Annotated in this window: 21 protein-coding genes; 1 reads left to right on the top strand and 20 read right to left on the bottom strand. The window is 34.7% G+C overall.

Features of this window, described 5'->3' with window-relative positions:
• Nucleotides 1-63: 63 nt before the first annotated feature.
• From UGRO018_RS00735 to UGRO018_RS00655, 17 genes are all read right to left on the bottom strand, one after another.
• A complete protein-coding gene (locus UGRO018_RS00735; RefSeq protein ID WP_416324535.1) occupies nucleotides 64-864 on the bottom strand; it encodes an ABC transporter permease subunit in 801 nt (266 codons plus the stop codon).
• A complete protein-coding gene (locus UGRO018_RS00730) occupies nucleotides 861-1,745 on the bottom strand; it encodes an ABC transporter ATP-binding protein (RefSeq protein WP_416324534.1) in 885 nt (294 codons plus the stop codon). Before UGRO018_RS00730 ends, UGRO018_RS00735 begins: the two co-directional genes overlap by 4 nt.
• 89 nt (nucleotides 1,746-1,834) lie before the next feature.
• Nucleotides 1,835-2,467, bottom strand: a complete 633-nt coding sequence (locus UGRO018_RS00725) for a TetR/AcrR family transcriptional regulator (RefSeq protein WP_416324533.1) — start codon at nucleotides 2,465-2,467, stop codon at nucleotides 1,835-1,837.
• 181 nt (nucleotides 2,468-2,648) lie between these two features.
• A complete protein-coding gene (locus UGRO018_RS00720) occupies nucleotides 2,649-8,087 on the bottom strand; it encodes a polysaccharide lyase family 8 super-sandwich domain-containing protein (RefSeq protein WP_416324532.1) in 5,439 nt (1,812 codons plus the stop codon).
• Nucleotides 8,088-8,116: 29 nt separating this feature from the next.
• Nucleotides 8,117-8,533 (bottom strand): PTS sugar transporter subunit IIA, encoded by a 417-nt coding sequence (locus UGRO018_RS00715; RefSeq protein ID WP_416324531.1) that lies wholly within the window; start codon nucleotides 8,531-8,533, stop codon nucleotides 8,117-8,119.
• A 1-nt stretch (nucleotide 8,534) separates the two neighbouring features.
• The gene (locus UGRO018_RS00710; RefSeq protein WP_416324530.1) at nucleotides 8,535-9,515 is read right to left on the bottom strand and encodes a serine hydrolase domain-containing protein; all 981 of its coding nucleotides are present in this window, start codon (nucleotides 9,513-9,515) and stop codon (nucleotides 8,535-8,537) included.
• Nucleotides 9,502-10,416, bottom strand: a complete 915-nt coding sequence (gene murQ, locus UGRO018_RS00705; protein WP_416324529.1) for an N-acetylmuramic acid 6-phosphate etherase — start codon at nucleotides 10,414-10,416, stop codon at nucleotides 9,502-9,504. Before murQ ends, UGRO018_RS00710 begins: the two co-directional genes overlap by 14 nt.
• 18 nt (nucleotides 10,417-10,434) lie before the next feature.
• On the bottom strand, nucleotides 10,435-11,286 hold the full coding sequence (locus tag UGRO018_RS00700; protein ID WP_416324528.1) for a MurR/RpiR family transcriptional regulator: 852 nt from the start codon (nucleotides 11,284-11,286) through the stop codon (nucleotides 10,435-10,437).
• A gap of 22 nt (nucleotides 11,287-11,308) precedes the next feature.
• The gene (locus UGRO018_RS00695) at nucleotides 11,309-11,788 is read right to left on the bottom strand and encodes a PTS sugar transporter subunit IIB (RefSeq protein WP_416324527.1); all 480 of its coding nucleotides are present in this window, start codon (nucleotides 11,786-11,788) and stop codon (nucleotides 11,309-11,311) included.
• A gap of 25 nt (nucleotides 11,789-11,813) precedes the next feature.
• Complete coding sequence (locus UGRO018_RS00690) at nucleotides 11,814-12,635, bottom strand: PTS system mannose/fructose/sorbose family transporter subunit IID (protein WP_416324526.1); 822 nt, start codon at nucleotides 12,633-12,635, stop codon at nucleotides 11,814-11,816.
• Entirely contained in the window at nucleotides 12,628-13,422 is a 795-nt protein-coding gene (locus UGRO018_RS00685; RefSeq protein ID WP_416324525.1) for a PTS mannose/fructose/sorbose/N-acetylgalactosamine transporter subunit IIC, read from the bottom strand. The genes UGRO018_RS00690 and UGRO018_RS00685 overlap by 8 nt, the downstream gene beginning before the upstream one ends.
• 402 nt (nucleotides 13,423-13,824) lie before the next feature.
• Nucleotides 13,825-15,705, bottom strand: coding sequence for a 1,4-alpha-glucan branching protein GlgB (gene glgB / locus UGRO018_RS00680; protein WP_416324524.1), 1,881 nt, complete (start codon nucleotides 15,703-15,705; stop codon nucleotides 13,825-13,827).
• 878 nt (nucleotides 15,706-16,583) lie between these two features.
• Complete coding sequence (locus tag UGRO018_RS00675; RefSeq protein ID WP_416324523.1) at nucleotides 16,584-18,032, bottom strand: glycoside hydrolase family 1 protein; 1,449 nt, start codon at nucleotides 18,030-18,032, stop codon at nucleotides 16,584-16,586.
• Between the two features lie 31 nt (nucleotides 18,033-18,063).
• Nucleotides 18,064-19,518 carry a glycoside hydrolase family 1 protein gene (locus UGRO018_RS00670; RefSeq protein WP_416324522.1) on the bottom strand — a complete coding sequence of 485 codons (1,455 nt, stop codon included), beginning with the start codon at nucleotides 19,516-19,518 and terminating at the stop codon, nucleotides 18,064-18,066.
• A gap of 11 nt (nucleotides 19,519-19,529) precedes the next feature.
• Complete coding sequence (locus UGRO018_RS00665; protein ID WP_416324521.1) at nucleotides 19,530-19,868, bottom strand: PTS lactose/cellobiose transporter subunit IIA; 339 nt, start codon at nucleotides 19,866-19,868, stop codon at nucleotides 19,530-19,532.
• 11 nt (nucleotides 19,869-19,879) lie between these two features.
• Entirely contained in the window at nucleotides 19,880-21,118 is a 1,239-nt protein-coding gene (locus UGRO018_RS00660) for a PTS sugar transporter subunit IIC (RefSeq protein ID WP_416324520.1), read from the bottom strand.
• 115 nt (nucleotides 21,119-21,233) lie between these two features.
• The gene (locus UGRO018_RS00655; protein ID WP_416324519.1) at nucleotides 21,234-21,548 is read right to left on the bottom strand and encodes a PTS sugar transporter subunit IIB; all 315 of its coding nucleotides are present in this window, start codon (nucleotides 21,546-21,548) and stop codon (nucleotides 21,234-21,236) included.
• Between the two features lie 216 nt (nucleotides 21,549-21,764).
• On the opposite strand from UGRO018_RS00655, the gene UGRO018_RS00650 reads away from it, so the two are divergent.
• Nucleotides 21,765-23,684 carry a BglG family transcription antiterminator gene (locus UGRO018_RS00650; protein ID WP_416324518.1) on the top strand — a complete coding sequence of 640 codons (1,920 nt, stop codon included), beginning with the start codon at nucleotides 21,765-21,767 and terminating at the stop codon, nucleotides 23,682-23,684.
• 25 nt (nucleotides 23,685-23,709) lie between these two features.
• Here UGRO018_RS00650 and UGRO018_RS00645 read toward each other — a convergent pair whose 3' ends face one another.
• From UGRO018_RS00645 to UGRO018_RS00635, 3 genes are all read right to left on the bottom strand, one after another.
• The gene (locus tag UGRO018_RS00645) at nucleotides 23,710-23,958 is read right to left on the bottom strand and encodes a hypothetical protein (RefSeq protein WP_416324517.1); all 249 of its coding nucleotides are present in this window, start codon (nucleotides 23,956-23,958) and stop codon (nucleotides 23,710-23,712) included.
• A 97-nt stretch (nucleotides 23,959-24,055) separates the two neighbouring features.
• Nucleotides 24,056-24,526, bottom strand: a complete 471-nt coding sequence (locus UGRO018_RS00640; protein WP_416324516.1) for a DUF1307 domain-containing protein — start codon at nucleotides 24,524-24,526, stop codon at nucleotides 24,056-24,058.
• A gap of 124 nt (nucleotides 24,527-24,650) precedes the next feature.
• Nucleotides 24,651-26,345 (bottom strand): phospho-sugar mutase, encoded by a 1,695-nt coding sequence (locus UGRO018_RS00635; RefSeq protein ID WP_416324515.1) that lies wholly within the window; start codon nucleotides 26,343-26,345, stop codon nucleotides 24,651-24,653.
• Nucleotides 26,346-26,407 lie beyond the last annotated feature (62 nt).

Raw genomic sequence — 26,407 nt, 5'->3', positions numbered from 1 at the left:
TAATATAAAAAGTAGCACAAATTGCTACTTTTTATTTCTTTTATAACAAGATGTTCTATAGCTTTAGAGGTAATAATCCTTTTTCTGAAAGAGATACATACCGAAACCATAAAAAGCGATTGCCAATACATATAATACAAGATAACTCATACATGCACCTTGTGTTTGTTTGATGATGTTATCTACTTGAAACAATGCAATGGGATTGATGTGATTCATAAACTCCAGTTTATCGGAAACCTGAGATAGCATATTGATTAAAATAAAGAATATGGTAATACCTGCGCCCATGCCTGTCGCATATTTCGCTTCATTGAACATACAAGAACTTAAGAAACAAATCCCCGAGAAGAAGAATAATAAGCCAAACAATCCGGCATTTAATAAAAAGAAGGTTGTTAGATCTAGTGTTTCATCAAATAACATTGCGCCAAAAACGACAACAAGAAGATACGTATATACCACCAAAAGCAGAATGCTCAAACAAAGAACCAGTGCTTGGGTCATGATGATTTTTATTCTCTTATTTGGTGTTGCTAGAAGATATGCCATAGAACCTCGATCAATATAACGCACTATCAAACGATGACAAAGCAATACGATACAAATCAATGGAATCACAAGAAGGATGAATCCATACAAATAAGTTCCTACAAATTCCAATAAAGTAGAACCGGGATTGCTCATACCGAAAGCATCAAACAATTGTGGCATACTTTCTGCCATCATGTTTAAACTTTCTCCTAACTTAGGATCAAACATGGCAACGATAACACCACCATATAAGGTCACTACCGCAAGGAAAATCAAAAGGATCTTAGCGTTTGCCTTGCATTCTCTTTTGAATAGGGTCAATGATATCATTGCTTTTCACCTCCATAGTACTGTAAGAACAGTTCTTCTAATGATTGTGTACGAATCGTCATATCCATAATGGTGTAGCTTGCCAATTCCTTTAATAATGGATCGATACTGCCCTGATAAGATATGACAATACGTGATCCATGGCACACACTGGAAGGATGCGCTTGTTGAAACGATAACGCACTTTTTTCATCTTGAAAGAAAATCTCATACACCTTTTTTCTACTATTTCTTAAGTCCTCCATACGTTCGATCGCCTTGATGCTTCCATCCTTAATGATGACAACTCGATCACATGTATGCTCTACCTCTTCAAAAATATGTGAGGACATCAAAATCGTGGTACCTTTCTTTTTTTCCTGTTGGATCAATTCAACAAATTTATTTTGCATCAAAGGATCTAACCCACTTGTCGGTTCATCTAAAATTAGAATTTCCGGATCTTGCATCAACGCAATGACGATTCCGATTTTCTGTTTCATCCCCTTTGACATCTTCTTGATCTTACCATTTGGATCTAATTCCAAAAATTGTATCAAATTCTTGGCTTTGGTAACATCCTTGATATTTTTCATGTTTGCGATAAAACGTATAAAATCAATTCCTGTCATATCTTCCATAAACGCAATTTCACCGGGCAAATAGCCTAATATATTTTGAACCTTATGGACTTCCTTAAAACAATCCATTCCATTGATCTTAACAGTACCCGTATCAGGCTTGATAAAGCCCATCAATTGTCGAATCGTTGTTGTTTTTCCTGCACCATTTGGTCCGAGAAACCCCAATATCTCACCTTTTTCCACTGAAAAACTGACATCAAATACTCCCTTTTGATTTCCATAATCCTTTGTGATATGATTCATTTCAATAACACTCATAGACTGTCCTCCTTATTGAACAGATGATTTTTTCATAAACCAACTTGGTCAATTTTTATTTTAATGTATTGACTATTTTTTACAAGGCCTTATTCAGATATTTCCTGATATTCTTTTTTATAAACCATTGGACGTAGCATCTTTACCCATCGATGAAACTCTGTCATTAATGCATCGATATCCAAAGGCACTTGCATACATTGTTGAGAATGCATATAGCCATCAACCATCCATTGTAACATCTGATACACATAAACAGGATCTACATCATCCCTAAATTTCGTGAAATCGATATGAGAAAAGTATAGAGAAAAAGAGGATGCCAGTTGTTGTTGGATATCTATATGAATATCTTCACTGACTGCTTCTTTTTCAGAATAAAAAGCACGTATGGAAAACTCCATGATATAAGGATTCTTTTTTATCATCTCAACTTTTTTATTTGCGCCATACTCCATGATCTCAAAGAAATCATCGATTTCTAAAAAGTCTTGTTTTAGGATCATTTGTTTCATCATATCTAAGCAATAATAATATAGATACATATAAAGTCCCTTCTTATTTTCAAAGTAATGAAACAACAATCCTTTGGAAATGCCTGCTTTGGCAGCGATGTCATCTGTAACAGCATGACGATAATCATGTTTACCAAATACCTCCATTGCGGCATTCACGATCCTTAACTGCTTTTCTTCTGAAAGCTGAAAAAATTTATCATTCATGGAAAACACTCCTTCATAAACCCATCCGGTCAATTTCATTGTAGTTCATTGACTATTTTTTTCAAGCCTGAATTCAAACATAAGGAAAAAAGATCTCATTCCTTACGGAACAAGACCTTTCACTTTTCCACATGAGCAGATTTCTTTACTATAATATCTAGGTATCTATTCCCTCATGCTATTATTTTATTTCTCTTCTTTGTATCAGCTTTCTATACGCCACTAATAACATACTTCCTGCAGCCACAAAGCTTACCATAGCGAAGGCATTGTGTTTATCTGATGTATCCACAGATGTATCTGGTTTCTTTTGTGGTTTTTGTTCATCTTCTGGCTTAGGACTAGGTTTCACTTGATTTCCTTGTCCCGGCTCTTCTGGCTTAGGATTAGGATTTTCTTGATTATCGCCGTCCTCTTGTGTTGTTGATTTCACAAACGCAATAGAAGATAAACGATCTGTTTCAAATATTACAGTTCCATCTTCTTTATCGAACTCTAATTGACGATATGTTCCATCTTTTTGGAATACTAACACATCCGTGATTTCTTTCCAATCGTCCAATGTTACACTAACTCTCACACGTCCATTTGGTAATATTTCTTTACCATCATGAATTAATTCAATATTCATCATAGATAGAATTTCATAATGTTTGGGTAATAGTGCTTGATAGCTACTTACCTTATCTTTTAAATCTGTTACATTTAAAATACTTTGTTCCATTACATAGCCTTGAATACTTACATTGTCTTTAGATAAACTTTGATAAATATTCATTGCTTGTCTAACTTGTACTATGATTGTTTTTTCAACGGTATTTCCATCTAGATCTGTTACTTGATATACAACTTCATAGAACCCTTCTTTAGATGTATCTACAGTATTTTCGATAATATTAGCATTTGTTAATGTGATTTCACCATCCTCAGCATCTGTTGCTGTCACATTAGCCAATGGATCAAAATCACTATGAATCAACAATACTGTACCATTTGCATGAATCACTGGTTTCGTATTGGTTGTAACATGTACAACCACTTCTTTTGTAATTCCTTGATCTATACTTGTTACCGTAACAGTTGCAGTTCCTGAACATACGCCATAAACTGTCCCATCTTGATCAACCTTCACAATAGATTCGTCACTACTTGTGTATGTAACACGTTGATTGGTTGCATTCTCAGGGGTGAAGATAGGTTGAATCGTTGCTGTTTTTTCCGCTTTTATACTCAAGCTTTCTTCAACCTTCATATCTTGAACCGGTACGATATATTTCATATATTCCTGATATGCAGTTTCTACATTCAATAATATATCGTATAGTTCATTAGATTCAAAGTTAGGATTGTCTATCAATAATTGATCTGCTGTTTCTACTGCTGTGTTCAATGCTTCAAAAGCGGCAACTTGATTAGTTAAATCAGCTGGATAACGATCTAAGATATCCTTTGCTTTAGTTACTATTTCATCATAGTTGTAATTACGATATACATCAAACTCTACGATTCCATATCCACCTCCGGTAGCACTACGTTTTATTCCTTGAAATTTGACATATTTTGCTTTGACTGTGTCAAATTTCATTGTATAAGTCTTATTTCCACCATTTGTTACATGAATTGCTTCTTCAAATGTTTGATTATCCATAGATACTAAGATTTTATATTCTTTACCATATACAGTTTCTGAGAACCATGTAAGATCAATTTGATTAAACTCAGCTACTTCTGGTAATTCAATGAGTAACCATTGATTCTCTGCTTCCGTTACAGAAATATCTTTATAATTTGATGCCCATCTTGTATCATAGTTTCCATCGATTGCATTTTCAGGATTTGTTGTAGCGTTTACTTGAGATGATGCAGTTGCTTTTCCATTTAATGCAACATTTTTACCACGTACATTTTTGTTTGCTGTTACATTAACAATACATTCTGCACTTAATCCATTAACTGTTTCAGCTTTGATACTCACTTGCCCAACTTTATTTGCTACTACAGTACCATTTTGATCTACACTAGCGATATCCTCATTACTTGAAGTCCATGTTAGGGTTGGATCTATTGCATCATCCGGTAGTACGGTTGCTTTGATTGTTGCCTTTTCATTTCTTGTTAAAGAAATCGTTGTTTGATCTAATGTAATGCTCTCTGGTTTCACATCAACAGTTACAACAATAGCATCATGATGATTTCCATCTTCACTTGTTACAGAGATGGTTGCCGTTCCACTTGCAATTGCTTTGATCTTTCCTGTTTGATCTACTCTCACAATCTTAGCATTGCTTGATTTCCAAGTAACATTCTTGTTATAAGGATTAGATGGTGTAAATGCATAAGTTAAAGTTGTTTCAGTATTCTTTTGTATCGTCAAATCTTTTTGATCAATTGCAATACCACTCACATGGTTAACTCCTGCATCATAAGTACGAATTGCTGTATTTAATTGTTGAGCAACATCACGTAATGCATCGTCTTCAAAGGTATTTCCCAGCGCCATCAGTGCTTTTGCATTTGCGATTGCCTCTGTCAATGCTTTGTTGGCTTGTTCAAATTCATTTTGATTCACAAAAGATTCTTTAGGATAGTCTTTTATTAACGTTTCTGCTTTGCTCAACAAATCGCACAGAGATAATGTATTTGTGATTTCTATTTCAAATAGAGATAATCCACCACGCCCTGTTCCATTTTCTAATTTAGGACGATTAAAACTTTGAATTTTCACATAGCGTCCACTAGCTTCTGCAAATGTTAATTTGTCTGTTTTACGACTATCATCCGTTTCATTTCTCTTTAAACCTATTACTTCTTTACATCCATCTTCAATAGAACAAACTCCATTTGATGTACTTGCTAATGCTTCTTTTGTATTTGCTGTATAAATCTTGTAATCAGTTGAATATGCATTTTCCCAAAATAAGTTTATTTGGTTAAATGTTTCCTCTTTTCCTAAATCAACAAGAAACCATCCTTTATCAGCTTCATCAGTAGTAATGGAAGGATTTCCTCTCTCATAATTACTAGCCCAACGAGTATCAGCATCTCCATCAACTGCAAATTCAGGTAGTCGTTTCTGTGTCGCACTATTTTGTACAACACTACTTGCTTCTACATCTTTATTTAGAGCTAAATTACTACTTTCAACTTTATAACTTGTACCAATTGACACAAAATTAGATTGTCCATCTTGTGCAGAGAAGTTTACTCTGATTGTCAACCAATCAGAACCTGATTCTATCACTTTTGCATTTCCTTCGATAATATCTTGTTTTTTAGTTTCTACATTTCTCAATGTAATATCCACACTTGATAAACTATGTGTTGGATCAGATACTGCGAAATCAATCATTCCATTTTCTGATTTCATTACCATAGAAACTGGTTGATTTACTTCCACATTTTCTACACTACCTGCTTTATAGAAATTCATCATTGTTTGGTTTGAGTCTAAATCTTTGATAGCGTGAATACCATCTTCTGCATATAGAATTTCTATATGTTCATTGGCTTGATAACTTTGTGTTTCTTCTTGTGATGCATTTGGTAATATTACATATTTATAGGTATCCTTATTTGCATCTACACCATGATCTACCGCAAGTGATACATAATTACTTGTACGTTCTTCTGTATTTGTAAACTTCGCTAATTTGTTAACATCACTCCATGCCTGTTTTCTAGTTTCTCTTTTTAATGTAACAGTTCCATCTTCCAAAAATACGTAACCCATTCCGGATTTTGAATCATTTCCTGTTAAATATGCATATTTAGGATTTTGAATGGATGATATTCCATTAGTGGATTGCTTTTCTGTACCATCTACATACAACTTGTTATCTTGTACTTTACGGTTATCGACAATTGTTTCAAGTACATCAACATTTTTATCTGTTTTGCGATTTGTAATATCACTTCCAATACAAACAATAGAATCATTTAATACAAAATATGATTTATTAGCTTCAATTCCACTAGCTATATTAGAAATAATTTCATTTCCAAATCCATTTGCCAATTCTGATAATCTTTTATCCCCTGTAATGATTACACCTGCTGATCCAATCACCCCATCTAAGGAAGCCCCTCCTGACCATGCAGATTGACCTTGTGTATTAAATGTTATATCTTGATGTGCTGTTGTAACTCCACTAATACGATTTGAATCAACGGTTGCATTATAATGGTCATTATATTGAGAGATATCATTGTTATAGATTTGATAATATCCTTGGCCTTGATACCTTCCTAAAAGATTCTCTTGATTGCCCTGTTCAGTGTTATACATACGTTTACTAGAAGGGGCAATGGTAAATGTATAACCTTCTCTATGAGCTACCATACGATCCATATTAGAGAATACTTGATAAGTATTTCTTGTTAGTTTCTTAACATCAGTTGTATTTGCTAGTTCTTTTACTCTAGAATAGTCCGCATATTTCAACATACTAAAATCTTGAGTTTGTTTTTCTGCAAACTTTTCATCCACGATTCCTTTTAATCCCGATAATAGCTTATCTCTTGTAGCATCATCTGCAACATCCGCATATTGTAACAATACGCCCATCATTTGCATACCCATGGTATCCCCTTGTTGTGCATAACGAGATACTGCTCTACCTCGTACATTATCTACAACATTCCCACCATATGATATAAAAGGCAAGTAGTTTTCAATTAATACTTGATTGAAAAACTCAATATTTTCAGGTGCAACCGCTTCTTCACTCATGCTTAACATGATAATACAATTGGTTAATTCATCTAATAAAACATAGCCATAACTTCCATTATAAGGAATATTATTATGTTGAATAAAACTACCATCCGTATAGAATCCATCACCATTTGTTACATATCCAAACAACGGATCCATACAACTACTTGCATGTTTTAAGCGTTCGTTATTACCATCCAAAGCTGCACGTTTGATTACGATTGCTACTTTATCACATAAATTTGCCCCTGTTTCTTTTAAAGTAGAACCTAATCGATAATCTGCCTTCGGTACAAAACGATCAATTGTTTTCGTAATAGCAGCGATTTGTTCACTGCTAAATTCATCATATAGCAGAATTGCGATATCCACCATTGCTTTGGGTGTACCGATCTCTTTATCCCACCATCCTGTTTTCAGTCCTGATGTCGATGGACCATATTTATTATCTAATAGAAACTGATAAGCATTTACAATTTGTTTTTTCAGCTCTTTATTTTGATAATACTTACTCGTAGGTTGCATTGTTTGAATACTCATCAATCGCAAACGATCAAATGCTTCTGTAACAACCGCACCTTCTTCTTGATTTAAAAAAGCTTCTCCAAAATCCCATAAATCTTTGGTATCTTCATTAATTTCTTTCATTGTTTCTGAAAGATTTTTTGTTTTTTCATCTAAGGAAGCTACCATCTCTTGAAAGACATGATCCGTTGCATATGATTGATAAGACCCAATCAATTCACTTCTCCAGTAATCACGAATTTGTTGAAAACTTTCCACTGATGTAACACTATTCACTGATTCCTTTGCCTGTAAATTTAATACATTATAAGGTAACACCAATTGTGTCATTGCACATGTCAGTGCAACTGCCATAACACCATTACGCCATTTTCTGTCCATAAAATTTCCTTTTTCTTTTCCTTTTCTTTTTATTCTATTTCTAAATCATCATCTTCCTCGTCTTCTTGAGGTACCACAATACCAGCTTTCCCAATCGTACATAAGTATTGTGCCAATTCTGTTTCATCTTCCAGTTGAGAAACTGCATACTCAACGACCATTCCCAAATTTAAACCGGATACTACTTTCACATTGCTTTGTTGTTTACTTAACATCATTGCAACATTAAATGGAGTACCTCCAAATAAATCAGCTAATATCACAATAGGTTTACCAGCATATTTTGATATTGCATCTTTCATTTTAACTGTTGTTCCTTCTAGTCCATCTTCAGCAGCCATGCAAACAGTACTAACATTTGCAACTTCTCCCACGATCATGCTCGCTGATTTCACTACTTCTGATGCCAAATTACCATGGCTTGTCACAATTAGATTAGGTTTCATTTTATTCCTCCAAATATATTTTGTTTAATTTATTTCGTAATACTAAAAAGTCAGTTTGATTGCGATCTGGATGGATTCGATTTGTTAATAATATAAATCCTTGTTTCTTATCCATATCTAATAATATCGATGTCCCAGTAAATCCTGTATGATATAATACACTCTCTTTATAAGGCTTTTCCCATCCTAAACCTCTTCTTTGTATAGTAACACTTTTTAACAATTCAAAGATTTCTTTTTCAAATAGTTTATTGTTTTCTGATAGCATTGCTTGGCCAAAACTTACTAGATCTTGCAAAGTAGAAAATAAACCAGCGCTTCCACTTTCTCCTAACAAGTATGCTTTTGAATCATGTACTTCTCCACATATACAACCACGCTCATTTGTAATCTCAGTAGGGATTGCTTTTTGTTTGTTATAAACATGGTATGATGTATGTTCCATTTCTAACGGTTTAGCAATATGCTTTTGGAAACTTTCCTCTAAACTTAATTGATCCAGTTTTTCAATTACAAAACCTAATAAGATAAAGCCTACATCCGAATAACATGTCTGATGGATCATTTCATTTTCAATATTCGTATCATAAACTTTTTCTCTAATGGTTTCTTTTGTCAATAATTGCTTATCTATCACTTCGGCAGGTAATCCACTTCTATGCAAGAGCAGATCTTCTATCGTCGTACTTTGGTATCGATATTCTGATAAAATTTCGCAAACAGGTGTAGATAGCTGTAGTTTTTTTTCATTGATCATCTGCAAAATTCTTGTCGTAGTTGCGACTACTTTCGTTAACGACGCCAAATCATATAAAAGACATTCCTCTAACCGCCGATGATCAAAAGGTTCTATGCATCCCATCACTCCATCATAATAAGTTTCCTTAAAATTGGGTGTAAAAAAAGCGTAAGATGCACCAGCTAGATATTTATGATGAATCATCTGATGCAAAAAACGCTCAATTTCTTTATTTTTTTTCATGGGATAATAGTTCTAATGCTCCTATTACTTTACCTTGAGCCTTTTCTAATGCCTCAAACGCTGTTTCTTTATCCACTTTTATTTCATTCATTATGACTGCAACTGCAACATTTTTTCCTGATGCTTCAAATAAAGATGTAGCTTCATCTAAAGACAAACCTGTAATTTCCTTAATCATATGAATGGCACGTATTACTAATTTCTCATTTGTTGGTTGTACATTTACCATATAATTCTGATATACTTTTCCAACCTGAATCATAGTGGCTGTTGATAACATGTTAACTACCATTTTCTGTGCAGTTCCTGCTTTCATTCTCGTTGAACCACTAATAACTTCAGCACCAACAACTGGAGCAATCGATATCGATGCAACTTTTGCCATTTCGCTTTCTCCATTACAGCTTACTGATATGGTAAGAGCATGAACTGAATTACCATATTCTAATGCAGAAATCGTGTAAGGTGTTCTACCACTAGCAGCAATACCAATTACAATATCTTTTTCATTTAAATTAACATTTTTTAAATCTTCTATCGCCAATTCTTTAGAATCTTCAGCTCCTTCAATTGCACGATACATTGCTTCTTTTCCTCCAGCCATGATACCAAAGGCAAGGCTTGGGTCTACATTATATGTTGGTGTTAATTCTACAGCATCTAGCGTTCCCATTCTACCTGAAGAACCTGCACCAATATAAATCATACGACCACCCTTTTGAAATCTATCTTTTATTTGGTCAACTGCTTTGGCAATTTGAGGAAGTTCTTTTTCCACAGCATAAGCTACAGTTTTATCCTCTTTATTAATCATTTCTAATACTTCCAACGTTGTGACACGATCAATATTTTTTGTTTCTTTATTGTTCGTTTCTGTTGTAAGTGAATGGATATTTTCCATTATTTCACCACTTTCCTATTAATCTTCTTTTAATTCTCTTGTTAATAGACTGGTGTGTACGAGTTTATCTTCAAACATATTTTCATCTTTTTGTGTAATGCCTAGATAGAGCAAGTCAACAATTGTCATTGAGGAATGCTTGGAACTAATCGCACCTGTTCTGGTTAAATGTTCCTTATCAGGTACATTCAATATCATATCTGCCAATTTACTTAAAGCAGATTCAGCATTATTTCTTGTCACAGCAATAATACAAGCACCCTTTTCTTTTGCAATAGAACAAGGATAAATAACCTCTTTTGATAATCCACTATAAGAGAATGCAACGACACAGTCTTTCTCTGTTACATAATGGAAGAATTCAGCAGCCATGTGTGCATCAAATTCATAATGAGCCTTAATATGAATACGTTTTAATTTGTGATACATATCATATGCTGGTAACATAGATGCCCCGATTCCCAATAAGTAAATATTTTCACTTTGACTTAAGCATTCAATAGCGTCAGATAAAACATCTTTATCTAATACATCAAATAAATCATGATTTGTTGTATCAATCAGCATTTCAACCTTTTGACATAATGTCGCAATATCATCATCTTGAGAAACAATGGTATCTACATCATACTCCTTTGCATCTCTTGATTGATCTTTTGCTAATGCGATTTTAAACTCTTCCAGTCCTTTATATCCTAATGTTTTTGTAAAGCGTATAATTGATGCAGAGGAAGTCTGATATTGTTCACCAGCTTCTAAAGCAGTCATTTTTAAAAATCTATCAGCATCAGATAAAATGCCATCTGCTATACGACGATTAGTTTTTGATAATTTCTGATAACGATCTTTGATTTTTAATTTTACATTCATATTGACTTCCTCTTTCTTATTTTTATTTTGGAAGGTATTCTAAAATAGACTGATCAGATTCTGTAGGTAACATCTGAGCCGTTACTTTTACATCTGCTGCAATCAAAGCATGTATCGTATCCACATCTTCTTGTGTTACATATACAGACTTTTTGATTTGTGTTGCTCCTTCTCTTTTTGCTATATTTCCTACATTAATTGTACTCAATTTTACGCCATTTTCCACTAAATAAGCTACATCTTGTAAATTTTTAGTGATTAATAGCACTTTATCTTGTGCATAAACATCACTTTTGAATTTTTCTACTGCTTTTGCTCTAGATAATATAGATAATTTAACTCCTGCTGGCTTTGCCATTTTCAATCCTGCAATGATCATTTCATCTTTGATTGCAGCATCATTTACAACTGCAATTCGTGTTGCTCCTACTGTATTTGTCCAAACCATAGCGACTTGACCATGGATCAAACGTTCATCTATTCTTGTGTGTACGATTGGCATATCTGATTTCTCCTTTGATTTTATTTTAGAATAATGATACTACCCAGTTTAACATGTTTTGTAAGTTCCCTAAGAACATTCCTAGTAACAATAGGACAAAGATTAAACGTGTAGAATTCATGCTTTTCTTACCTAATAACCAATAAGATAGCATTACAATTCCTAATGGAATCATACATGGAAGAATCTTATCTAAGTTTTCTTGTACAGATAATACTACTTCTCCCATTGTGAATGTTAAGTCTAGATTGTAATTGATAACAGAAGCGATTAATCCACCTACTACTGTTAACCCTAGGATAGCTGCTCCTTCTGTAATTGGAGCAATTTTATCAGCAAATCCTGATGCTAATTTCTTTCCTTGTGAATAACCTAATGTTGTAAATTTATAACGTACAGCCAATACTGCGATACATGCAATGATAGGAATCAGTAAACCAAAGACATTTCCTTCCAATGCCATATAAGATGCGATTGAGAACACAATTGCTCTATAGATTGCGATGAATAAAGTATCTCCTACTCCAGCAAATGGTCCCATTAATCCTGTTTTTAAACCAGCTACCGCTTCTTCAGCGTCAATTCCAAATTCTTCTTCTAACGCCATGTCTGCTCCAACAATTAGATGAGACATTGCAGGCGTTGTATTGAAGTAACCTAATTGCATTTTTAGCGCTTGCTTCATTCCTTCTGGATCATCTTTATAAATTCTTTTCAATGCTGGCATGATTACCCATGCATAACCAAGTCCTTGCATTTTTTCATAATTCCAACCCCATTGTAAACCAAATAAATTTCTAATATAAACTTTTCTGATATCTCCTTTAGTTAGCTTTGAGTTAGCCATCGATTTCTACCTCCTCATCATCTTGTACAACACCTGCTACTGCAACTGTTCTATCTTTCATTTTCGTATAATGTAAAGCTGCGAATGCAAATCCAATCAATGCTACAGAAAGTACTGTGAAGATACTCTTTCCGTAAGCAATCATTACGAATCCAATAATGAAGTATGGGTAGTATTTCTTAAGTGGTAAGTAACGCATTAAGATTGCCATACCCAAGGCAGGAAGAATCGCACCAGCTGCTTTTAATCCTGTCATAAACCATACTGGAATGATACTGTTGATAGATGTAACCACTGCTTCTCCAAAGCATAAACCTATGAATACAGGAATGACACGAGATAGAATCCAAGGCAATGCACCTAAAATATTTGCTAATTCTACGCCCTTTACATTTCCTTTTTCAGCACAGCGATCTGCATAATGTTGAAAGAATGAATTTGCCATACGACCAATAATGTCAAGTTGAGTAAGCAATAAACCGATTGGAACAGCTAGTGCAATACCATATTCTGCCCCTTCTCCCGAGATAATAGCATAAGCAGTTCCCATAATAGCACCTGATAAATAATCCGGAATTGTAGCTCCGCCATAAGTTGCTACGCCAAGTGTCATTAACTGCAATGTTGCACCTACTGTTAACCCCAATTCAAGGTTTCCTAGCAATGCTCCAGTCACTGTTGCTGCGAATAATGGAGTATAAACACCGATCTGAATTGAAATCTGATCTAGAACTCCAACGGCTGTGTACAAACATAGTACAAAAATCAGCACTAAAGTAATTTCCATCGTAAAATCCTCCTCTTTAATTTTTCAAAACATTGTAAAGCGCTTCCACGTGTATATTATAGCATTTTGAAATTAAATTACAAGATATTTTCGAAATGTTTTTAATTTTTGTAATTTAATTGCATTTTAAGCCATTTCATCACCACTATATAGTTATATCTTATAGAGTATAAAACACATGATTTCACGTCAATTTGCGTTTGATATCAGTATCTCTTGATTACCAAGACCCATTAAAAAGTGTAACAAAAACTCCTTAAAGAAATTGATCAATCAAGAGTGCATTTATGGTTTGTTTCATACAAAAGAAAAGGTAAGGATCTCCCCTACCAAAGATGGATCCTTACCTGTAATTTAATGAGAATTCATATATAATTTGCTTTTTAAGCTCCTAATCAATATCTATGCATTTTTCTTCTTTTCTGTTTTCGTTTTTGTTGCCCCTTTTGGTTTCACAACCTTATGTTCTAACATGATACCACCAAAAGCAGGAATATCAACCTCAATTGAGAATGGTTGTTTATTACATTCTTCCTTTATAGACTTCATTTTTTGTTTCTCTGTTAAGCTACCACCGAATACATCCATTTCAGTATTGATGACTTCATGGTACATTCCGCTATATCCAACACCAAATGGATGCTTTTTATATGCATTAGGAGAGAAATTCAAAATAATGATATATTCACGATCCTTGCCCACACGTTTATAAGAGAATAAGTTTTCATCGGCATTATCCGCATCGATCCATTGGAAGGATTCCCAATCATATTCATGTTCGTACAAGGTCGCTGTCTTTTTATAGACTTCGCCAAGTTTTGCGAAATATTTGTGGAATGCATCATGAACAGGATATTTTAATAAGAACCAATCACATTCTTTTGTTTCATCCCATTCTCTAAAGTGTGCCAATTCGTTTCCCATGAAATTCAGTTTCTTACCAGGATGAGTAAACATATACAAATACAATGTTCTTAATTGAGAGAATTTTTGTTCATAGGTTCCCCAAATCTTATCTACGATTGTTTTCTTTCCATGAACGACCTCATCATGTGAAAATTCCATGATGAATTTTTCAGAATAGAAATATGCCATTGAGAAGGTAATATTATTATGATGCCATTTACGATACACAGGGTCTTTTTCAAGATATTTCAAAGTATCGTTCATCCAACCCAAATCCCATTTATAATCAAATCCCAGTCCACCATCAGATGTTGCTTTGGTAACATTAGGATAATCGCTGGAATCCTCGGCAATCAACATCACACCTTTGAATTTTTGATTCAAGTTCCAGTTCATTCGCTTCACAAAATGAATTGCACCTTCGTTCGCACCAAGTTCTTTATTACCATGCCAGAAGATTACATTACTGATAGCATCCATACGTAAGCCATCAAAGTGGTATTTATCGATCCAAAATGCAGCCGCAGACATTAAGAAAGAACGAACTTCTTCCTTCCATAAGTTAAAGTTAGCTGTACCCCATTGTGAATCCGCATCATTTGCTTTTTCATATTCATATAGTGGAGTTCCATCAAAATAAGATAATGAGAAATCATCTCGCACAAAGTGTACCGGTACAAAATCCATAATGACCCCAATGCCTGCTTTATGACAAGCATTTACCAGATACATTAGATCTTGTGGTGTTCCATAACGAGATGTAGCACTGAAATAACCACTACACTGATATCCCCAACTACCATCAAAAGGATGCTCATTTAATGGCATCAATTCGATATGAGTAAAATTGTTTTCTTTCACATAAGCAATCAGCTCTTTTGCAATTGCCTTATAATTTACCCACTCAACATCTTCATCTTTACGCCAGCTACCAATATGTAATTCATAAATATTCACTGGTTTATCAAAGCTTTTATCTCTTGATGCAACCCATTTTTCATCTGACCATTTCTTATAATTCAAATCTACTACGATACTTGCGGTATTAGGTCTCAACTCACTATAAAATGCATAAGGATCCATTTTATCCACAATACGATCAGTTGCCTGTGTAACTCGATATTTATACATATCCCCTACTTTTGCGCCACCGATAAAGATAGACCATACTCCCTGAGTATCTTTTCTTCGCATTTGATGTCCCTTACAACTCCAGCCATCAAAACTACCAATCACTTGAATACTTTTCGCATGAGGCGCAAAAGTCGTAAATCTTACACCCTTGACACCCTTTTCTACACAAGCATGCGCACCAAAGAATTCATAGGCATCTAATGCCTGTCCTTTATAATAATTATCCAATATTTTATTTTTCACAGTTTTATCCTCCCTGTCTTTTTCTATCTTCTATTTTACTCCATTTTGCACATAAAAAATAGCTTTTTTATCGGTTTTTTCATAAAATTGTAAAGGGTTACACGGAATCCGTGTATTTTTTTGTCATTTTCATAAGATTTCTTTGATGCTTTGAAAGTTAAAGTTTATAGTTTGAATATGCAAGTTTTTCCATTTTTATGGAATTTATTGACAGAAAGTATATAAGAGATTATAATAGAAATATAAGTTAGATGTATCTAACTTAAGAAAGGAGCATGATGATGATACCATCTATACTTTTATTATTCTTCCTAGTTTTCATGTTTCTTGGCATTAAGGAATATTTAATGAAACATGTTACTTGATTCTAATATATCATAGATCATAAAAAGCACTGTTCCTAGATTATTGGAAATCAGTGCTTTTTTTATTTGAGATTGCCAAAATAGATAAGATGTAATATGAATCGTAATATAACAAATAGCTGAAAAGATAGATAATACAAGAAATCCTACACATACTAACACATAATTGATATCTAAGCTCGTGATGAATGTATACAATGAATTTATCTGATGTTCAGACAAAAATGCAAATAATGAATTTTGTAGACGCAATATGTTATTGGGATAAGTGATAAAGTTTAAAATGCCTAAAGTCGTAAAAACGAAAAACAATATAAGCATGATCTTTCTCTTTGTATATATGATTTGTAACATATGAAGCTTTATCATACTTTGTTCATCATAATAATTAGAGCGAATTCCATAGGCGTTTTTCTAAAGATTTAAATTCTTATTATGTCTGAAGCATAAAAAATACGCTTCCCTCTATTGAGATTTAGCGCATTTTTTGTATTCTATTGTGATAGCAATCCCTTATAATTCCTCTCCATTTGTTTCGATGACATGTTGATACCAATCAAAGGAATCTTTTTTGATACGTTTTTGAGAACCATTTCCGAAATCATCACGATCTACATAAACAAAGCCATAACGTTTGCTCATTTCAGCTGAAGATGAACTGACAATGTCAATTGGTCCCCATGCACAGAATGCGAAGATCTGTACACCATCTTTGATACATTCTTTTAATTGTTCGATATGTTTTCTCAAAAAGTCGATTCGATAAGGATCATGGATCTTTCCATCAGCTTCTACTGTATCCAAAGCACCAAAGCCATTTTCCCCAATCATCAAAGGCACTTGATAACGATCCCAGTATTGAGATAAGCAGTTATAGAAGCCCAATGGATCCATACGCCATTCCCAAGGTGTTGGTGCCAGATTAGGATTTTGTTCAGCATCCGTTGGATCCATACCATTCTTTGTTGAATCTACGATTTTACTGGAGTAATAAGATACTGCCAGAAACTGCATCGGATTTGCTTTGATAAGTTCTTCATCGCCTGCTTCCATTTTGATATGAATATCGTGCTCTTTGAAATAACGAAGTGCATATACCGGATATTCTCCTCGTAATTGTACATCTGTAAAGAAGTATTGCATACGATTTCTCTGCATGGTCAAGACAACATCCTCTGGCTTACAGCTTGCCGGATAGTAGGTACAATCTGCAAGCATCGTTCCTAATAAAGCATCCGGGTCAATATCATTTGCAATTGCCTTTACCTTAGCACATGCGACAAATTGATTGTGTACAGCCTGATACATCAATTCTTCCATGTTTTCTGCTTGATCATCATAGATTCCTAAGGAACCAAACTGTACGACAGGTACTAAATTAATTTGATTACAAACGATCCAATATTTCACTCTACCTTTGAATCGTTTCAATAATACCGTAGCATAATTCACGAAGAAATCGATCACTTTACGATTTGCGAATCCTCCATATTCAGTAACCAAATGTAAAGGCATATCGTAATGAGACATGGTGATGATAGGCTCCATACCATCCTTGATTATTTCATCAATCAATTGATCATAAAATTGTAGTCCTGCTTCATTAGGTTTCGTTTCATCTCCATTTGGAAAGATTCTTGACCAAGAAAAGCTCGTACGGAAACATTTGAATCCCATTTCTTTCAGTAAAGCTAAGTCTTCTTTATAAGTGTGATAGAAGTTAATTCCATAGCGCTTAGGATAATAGCCTTCTGTATCCGTTGCTTTGAATTTGATTTCTTCTAACGTTCCTCCGCCTTCTTTTTCTATTTTGGCACGATTCAATCCTTTTGTATATTCATGAATATCAGAAGTGGAAAGACCTCTTCCATCCTTATCGTATTCACCTTCGCACTGGCAAGCCGCAAAAGCTCCACCCCATAGAAAGTCTTTTGGAAATCCTGTTGGTATTTGTTTTGTCATATGATTGTTCTCCTTCTTCTAAATATGTGATTTAATCCTTACCTAAACGATCTAGTTCTTCATCCTTACCATTGCTTGCGATGACTCGTTGATACCAATAAAAGGAATCTTTACGAATACGTGCACATTGTTTAGGATCATCATCACTTCGATCTACGTAAATAAAGCCATAACGTTTCTTGACACCATTGCTAGTAGATAATAAATCTAAGGCAGACCAAGGCATATATCCAATCACTTCTGCACCATAATGTATTGCTTTTTTCATTGCCTTGATATGTGCTCTTAAATAATCGATACGATATTCATCATGTACTTTTCCATCTTCTAATGTATCATAAGCTCCTAACCCGTTTTCGGTTACCATCAATGGTTTATTGTATCTTGTATATAAATCACGGAATATATATTCTAAACCGGTTGGATCGATTGCCCAATCCCAATCCGTCGTATCTAATTCAGGATTTTTACACATTTGATAGAATCCGGGTTGTGTTTCAAAGCCTGACATTTCGCCTTTCTTTCCTGATTGATTAAAGCCGGACCATCTTCTTTCTGCATCCTCTGGACAATATTTTGCACATTCACTTGCATAATAGTTCAATGCAAGGAAGTCAGAAATTCCTTCCTTCAACAACTCGTCATCTCCTGCTTCCATCAAAGGAGCCAAGCCATTTTCTTGTAAGTAGATCCATGCGGATTTATTATAAAATCCTTTGAAATAAACATCTAGATAGTATGAATTTCGTAAATCATGGGCATTTTGTGCAGCCATGACATCTTCCGGTTTACTGGTTAATGGATAAATCGGAGAATAGCCAAGGGCAGCACCGGCCATCCCACCGGGTACCAGCTCATGTACCAATTTAACGGCAATCGCATGTGCTAAATTCATATGATGATTGATTTGATAACGTAATTGATTTTGATCTCTTAGCTCTGGTCTGATATAACATTTCTGTGTCCAATATTGAACAATGATGCTTTGTTCATTGATCGTTAGCCAATATTTTACATCGTCTTTAAACTCATTGATGACAAAGCGTGCAAAGTATTCAAAATCTTTGACTACCTGTCGATTGATCCATCCATCATACTTATCAACTAAGGCCATAGGCAAATCATAGTGATACAAAGTTACTACCGGTTCCATTCCATTTGCTTTTAACTCATTGATCAGATTGTGGTAAAATTGTACACCTTTTGGATTTGGTTCACCAACACCATTTGGAAAGATACGACTCCAACCAATAGAGAAACGATAACAATTAAATCCCATTTCCTTGAACAAGGCGACATCTTCTTTATAATGGTGATAATGATCAGATGCGATTTCAGCATCCGCAAAACCTGTTTTTTGAGCATATTCTTTATTGACAACATCTTGTTGGGATAATCCTTTTCCATCCTCTTGTGCTGCTCCTTCAACTTGATAAGCACTGGTAGCGGCTCCCCATAAAAAGTCTTTTGGAAATTCTGTATACATAGCAAAGCCTCCTATTTATTTTCTATTTTGCGATTCATAATTTCAAAGAACTCAATAAGCTGTTTCGCCAAATTATACTCGCTCATAATGGTCATCAACGTATCTTGAGCGTGAGCAAACAATAGGCAAGGTTCATAGCTTTTACCTCTGGTTTCATTTTGAATAACTTCTGTTTGTGATACATGGGCAAGGCGAATACATTCTTGTGCTTCTTCCATGATTTCATTTGCTTTTGTAAAATCAAATTGTTTTGCGACCTTTAAGGCTTCTTCTACCTTAATTCTAGCATCTCCTGCATGCAGAATGATTTGCATCGCAGTGCTGACTAATTCATTTTCCATAATATCCATGTTCATACCCCCTAAGATTGATTTGCTTCTTCAGCTAGCTTTTGTTTTTCAAATACTTTAAAGAAAGGATACCAAATAGCAAAGTATACAATAAACAATACAATTGCCCATAAAACACCACGCATATCCTGTGTGATCATAACGGTTGAAATAGGTACAGGTACCTGACCAACCTGATTTAAAGTTGCCGGAATGTTCAACCAGCCAAGACGCATGACAACATAAACGATGGTTGGTCCTACCAATGCATTGATCCACATAGGTAACATTAATAATGGATTAAATACGACAGGAGCTCCGAAGATGATCGGTTCATTGATATTGAAGATAGATGGTCCGATAAAGATACGTCCTAAGGTTTTTAACTGTTTAGATTTAGAGAAACACATCATAACATTTAATGCCAATGTAGCTCCCATACCACCCATTGTGATCAATGCGGCCGTAAATACCGCTTCACTTGTTGCGATATTGGTTGCAGGTAACCCATTAGCAACTGCATCGATATTTGCTTGAATACCGGCTAAATAAATCGGTGTCGTGATTGCGCCAAACAACCAAGATGAAATACCCATACTGTATAAAACAGCCGGAATAAAACAACATAATACGAAACCAGGATACGTTTGTGCAAAGCTGGCAAGTGGTGAGAATAACCAAATAACGATTTCAAAGATATCGAAGTTACAATATTTTGTCAAAATCATACCAAGACCTAAGGTAATCAATGTTGGTAAGATATAATTGATCCATCCTACGACGAAATCGGGAATGGAGGTAGAGTCTTGTAATACGTGAAGTTTTGCGTAAAGATTGAAGATGATAGAGGTAAACAAGCCTGCGACAATACCAACTGCAATGCCACTTGCGCCAAGTCTTCCACCTTGAATGATCATGTTCCCTGCTTCATCTGTAGTAGGAATGATAAACATCATAAATACTGCCATACAAACGATACCACAGTTTGTCGTATAGAAAGGATGTCCTAATTTTTCCATACATTGTTGTCCTACGACAAATGCTAATATCAATGAAATAAGTCCGAAGCTATAATCCGCAATCATTCCCAAATCAGGAAGTACGCTAATATAGGAACGGAAAACGTTATAGAAATAAATAACAGATCCGGTTAAGATAAACGGTATAATTTTCTGCATAGATGCAGATACAGCGGCGATCCAAGGTTTGCTACATAAGGTATTCATTTTTGGCGCAAAGGAATTGGATAGCCAATTCATAAAGCTTTTCATAGATTTTTCTCCTTTTCTCTTTTCTTTTCTCCATAACTTCACTATAATAGTTATGAAGAAATCCATTTTCGAAGTGTTTGATTTCTTTAAGCTAAGACTGCCATCTTAGCTTTTTTTACTTATTGATGGTTGCAATTGCTAAATCAAGTAATGCATCCCCATTCAATTGTGCATAAATATCTTGTGGAATGACAACGACCGGAACATTATAAGGATGACATAAGGTTTCCCATTTATCCAGTTCTCCACCATAATGTGGGCCGAGCATTAGAATGTTGATGGTAGATAGATAACTGTTCACATCGGTGTGGGAACGTGCCTCTATCGTAACATCCAGTTTCTTTTTCTTTGCAGCTTTTCTTGCCTGATTAGCTAAGAATCCACTAGACATCCCAGCACCACAACATAACATGATAAACATTTTTTCCATGAGGTAAGATCTCCTTTCCGCTTTTGTAAGCTTTCGTACCTCGTACACCTATATTATTCATGAATTCATTTCCTTTCTCAACTTATGTTTTGCACCATATCGTGCAAATTCATCACTCAATTCTTTGCACCATGTGGTGAAATTTTTCAGTTGTAACCGCTTTGACTCTAATTTATAATAATATATATCGCATGGCTGTTTAAGGAGACTAATCGTATGAAGAAAAAGCATATTGAATTATTAAACTATCTCATGGATCATAACTCTGCTACCAGTAAAGAATTGGCAGCAGCGTTATCTATTTCCACACGCTCTGTAAAAAACTATGTTATTGAAATCAATCTGCTAAGTAAAGAGAAAGCGATCTTATCAAGCAAGCATGGCTATACGATTCAAAAAAATGCTGCAAGAGAATTGTTATCTATAAAGGAAGAAGAGCTACCGCAAACAAGTGAACAACGTGGCTTCTATATCATCAAAGCAATTATGTTGGGACATAGTTCTCATGTTGATATCTTTGATCTTTGTGACAGTCTTTATGTCAGTTATTCCACCATCAAAGCAGATATCGCCAAAATGAACAAAACCTTTGCGAACTTTCATGTTCATTTCACCTGTGAAAATGATGCAGTTAAAATACATGGTTCAGAAAAAGACAAACGAAAACTTGTTAGCTATGTCATGTATGAAGAAACTGAACAACAATTTATGGATTCCAGTATGATCAAAGACAGCTTTTCAAACATATCCATTGATGCGATCACTTCCATCATCCATACGACCTTTCAAAAGTATCAGTATTATATCAATGACTTTGCTTTTGTCAATTTATTATTACACTTTACCATTATCATCGACCGTATGAAAGAAGGCAATTTTGTAGATACACAAAAGGAAGATTTTATCATTGAAAGCGACATAGAGCGCTCACTTGTATCAGAGTTATGTGAACAATTAGAACAAACGTTTCATATCAAATTTAATAAAAATGAACAGTTCGAAATTTATATGCTTTTCAAAACAAACGCTAATTTTTCTATGCCTAGTTCCAAAGATAGCCTAAAACGTTTGGTAGGAGAAGATATCTTACAATTAACAAAAGATATCGTCGATAAAGTGAATGAAAGTTATTTGATTGATTTGAATCAAGAAAGTTTTGTGACACCTTTCTCTCTTCATCTGAAAAATTTATTACTTCGTGCACATCATAAAACCTATACCAAAAACCCAATGGTCGATGCCATCAAAGCTAGCTGTCCCACGGTTTATGACATTGCAATCTTTATTTCCTTAGAGCTCATGCATCGCTATCATGTAGATATCAATGAGGATGAGGTTACGTTTCTGGCACTTCATATCGGTGCAGAAATAGAACGACAAAAAACAAATGACAGCAAACTAAGATGTGTTTTGTTATGTCCTGATTATATGAACATTACGACCTCGATCTATAACGGCTTACTAATGGATTTCGGTAATCAAATCAATATCATACAAACCGTTTCTTATGAGGATGAATTGGCTCCACTTCATTATGATCTACTCATTACCACGATACCATTGAAACAGCCGATTCATCGTGAAGTATGTATGATTCCACCTTTTAAATCCGAAACCAGCTTTTCTAATCTTCAAACCACCATAGAAAATCTGAAAATGAATCAAAAAAATTATATATTGAAGAAGAACTTTCATGATTTCTTTTCTAAGGAGCTATTTTTATATGATCCTATTCCAGCAAAACGGGATGATGTGATTCATGCTTTATGTCAGAAAATGGAAGATATGGAATATGTCAATCATGAGTTTGAGGAAAAAGTAATGATTCGTGAACTTGCGGCTTCTACAGGTTTTGTGAATATTGCAATTCCTCATGCGATGGAAATGGAAGCATGGAAAACTTGTATTTCCGTGGCTGTTTCTAAACAGGGAATTTTATGGGGTAGTCAGATCGTACATATTGTATTACTTGTCGCAATCAATAAGGTAGATAAAAAAATCTTTCATGATCTATATGAAGCCTTGGTCATCCTATTCAGCAATGATACCGTTATGGAAGCCGCAAAAGAATGTCAAAGCTTTCAAGATTTCGAACAACTTGTTTATACTAGTATTTCCTATCAAGAGCATATATAAAAGACTTCATTTTGAAGTCTTTTCTTTAGTTCTTTAAGATTCTGGCACATACCCTCAACTTGTCTGCTAACATCATATGATCAGGAACCTCAATCGTCATATGATCCTCTTTTCTTTTGATTTTAGCCATTTTTTTCTTCATCATATTCACAGGCATCTTATCTAGTTTTTCTTGCATTTTTTTCATTGTATGATAATCCTTTACAAATGAAATAGCCGCCCCTGCTACTACACCTGCGGTAGCGATACCTAATAGTTTTACTGCTTTTTTCATCCTAGTCACCGTTCTTTCTATAGTAATATTATACAACACTTTGTTATAAAACTATATGAAAAAAAGATACCAGTCCATCTGATATCTTTTATCATTCTTATAATGCGCAAGTATAACCTTGATCCTTGAATCCATCGATTGTTTTATTTAAATCCATAATGAATTTTCCATCACCGGTCTCCGCTTCCCCATTGGTCAAAATCTTATAATCTTTTCCTGAAATTTTCGTTAAGTCAATGGATAAGTTTTCAGTAATTGTCTTTTTTGCATCATCATTTTTCAATTCGTATGTTACACCATCCATATCTTTTGATTTATCAGCATAACCTTGTGCTTCCATCATAGCTTTCATCTGTTGATAGATAGAATCATCTTCAGTAGAAATGACTCCCTTTTGAACCTGTTTCACAATTTTTTCCCCTTCGTAATCAAAATCAATTTTCATGTCAAGAACAATGCCGTTCTGGTCTATTTTGCTGGTACATGATGCTGTCTTAACTTCCTTTGATCCTGATGCACACCCTCCAAGTACAACCAATGCACATAATGCAACGATTAATTTTTTCATATTGATAATCTCCTCTCATCTAAATTGCCTTCATAGACTTCGTTAGTATATCATACATGTAAATGAAAAATGATATTACAAAAAAAAATCAGAAAAGATGCTGAAAATCAGCACCTTTTACACTTTATTCTATCATTTTTTCTACAGCTTTTTGGAATTCTAATGTTTTTGTATGTGCATCCTCTAAAGAAGTACCTTTTACACAATAGTAGAATTTACATTTTGGCTCCGTTCCACTTGGTCGAATAGCAATCCAACTTCCATCTGCCAAATAATATTTTAATACATCTGATTTTGTAAACCCGCTTAGTTCACTTTCTTTACCATCTTCCACAATACGAGATTCTTTATAATCCTCAAAACGTGTTACTTTTACACCGTTGATTTCTTCTACATTGCTGGTGCGAAGTGTCGCAAGAATTTCCTGAATTCGTGCAGCCCCTTCTTGTCCCGCTAGTTTCAAAGATGTTTGACTTTCTTCATAATAACCAAGTTCTGCATATAGATCATATAATACATCTACCAATGTCTTACCTAATTCATGATAATAACATGCTGCTTCTGCCAACATCAAACAAGCCTGTGGAGCATCCTTATCACGTACAAACGGTTTGATCAAAGAGCCATAGCTTTCTTCATATCCAAACACATATTGTTTTTCATTTGTTTTTTCGTATTTTGCGACTTTCTCACCGATAAATTTAAATCCGGTTAGTGTCTTTTCTGTCGCAACGCCATATTTATCCGCAATCTTTTCTCCAAGATCTCCTGTTACCACGGTATTAAACATTACCGGATTGTTTGGCATACGATCTTTATCCATAAGCTGAGAGAAAATATATTCGATCAATACTGCACCACTTTGATTACCTGTCAATAAATGCCATTCTCCTTTATGCTTTACACCGACACCCATACGATCTGCATCAGGATCACATACAAGAATGATATCGGCATCTTCTCGTTTCGCATATTCCAATGCCAAATCATACGCTCCCTTTTCCTCTGGATTTGGCGTAGGTGTACAAGAGAAATCAGGGTCTGGTGTACATTGTTCTTCAACAGCTACGAAATGATATCCTGCTCTTGTATATACTTCTTTTACCGGAATATTGGCAGTTCCATGTTCTGGTGTAAAAATAATTTTGATATGATCTTTATTTACATTAGGATTTAACTGAATGCTCAATACATTTTCGTAATATTCTTCATCTACTGCTTTACCAATTACGGTAATCAAAGCTTCTTGTTCTGCACTAGGCGTTGCAGTAATTGCAAGCTCATCCTCAACTGCATTGACACGATCAATGACCTGTTGAGCCAATGCCGGAACCAATTGACATCCTTTTTCATCATATAATTTATATCCATTATATTCCTTAGGATTATGAGAGGCAGTCACCATGATACCACCGAAACAATGGAAATGACGTACCGCAAAGCTAAGCTCAGGTGTTGGTCTCAAGCTTTCAAACACATAACTGCGAATATTGTAAGTAGCCAAAACTTTTGCGGAATCCATTGCGAATTCATAAGACATATGACGATTATCATAGCCAATCGCAACGCCACGCTCCATAGCTTCTTTTCCATGAGCTACAATATATTCAGCAAACCCAACATTTGCTTTACGGATCGTGTGAAGGTTGATTCTATTGGTACCAGGTCCAAGCAATCCCCTCATACCTGCAGTACCGAATTCTATCGTTGTATAAAACGCATCAGATTTTTCTGTTTCATCCATGGTTTCAAGCACTTCTTTATAAGAAGGATCTAGGTTAGGATGATGTAACCATCTTTCATAAACATCTTTGTACATATTCTATCGTCCTTTCTGTTTAGCTGTTTCCATTATAGCACATTTCCATCCCTTTTCACTAG

Source organism: Hoskinsella mucinilytica (genome assembly GCF_045223415.1).
Taxonomy (GTDB): domain Bacteria; phylum Bacillota_I; class Bacilli_A; order Erysipelotrichales; family Erysipelotrichaceae; genus Hoskinsella; species Hoskinsella mucinilytica.
The sequence above is the reverse complement of the archived record's forward strand: the minus strand, read 5'-3'. Positions and strand labels throughout refer to the sequence as shown.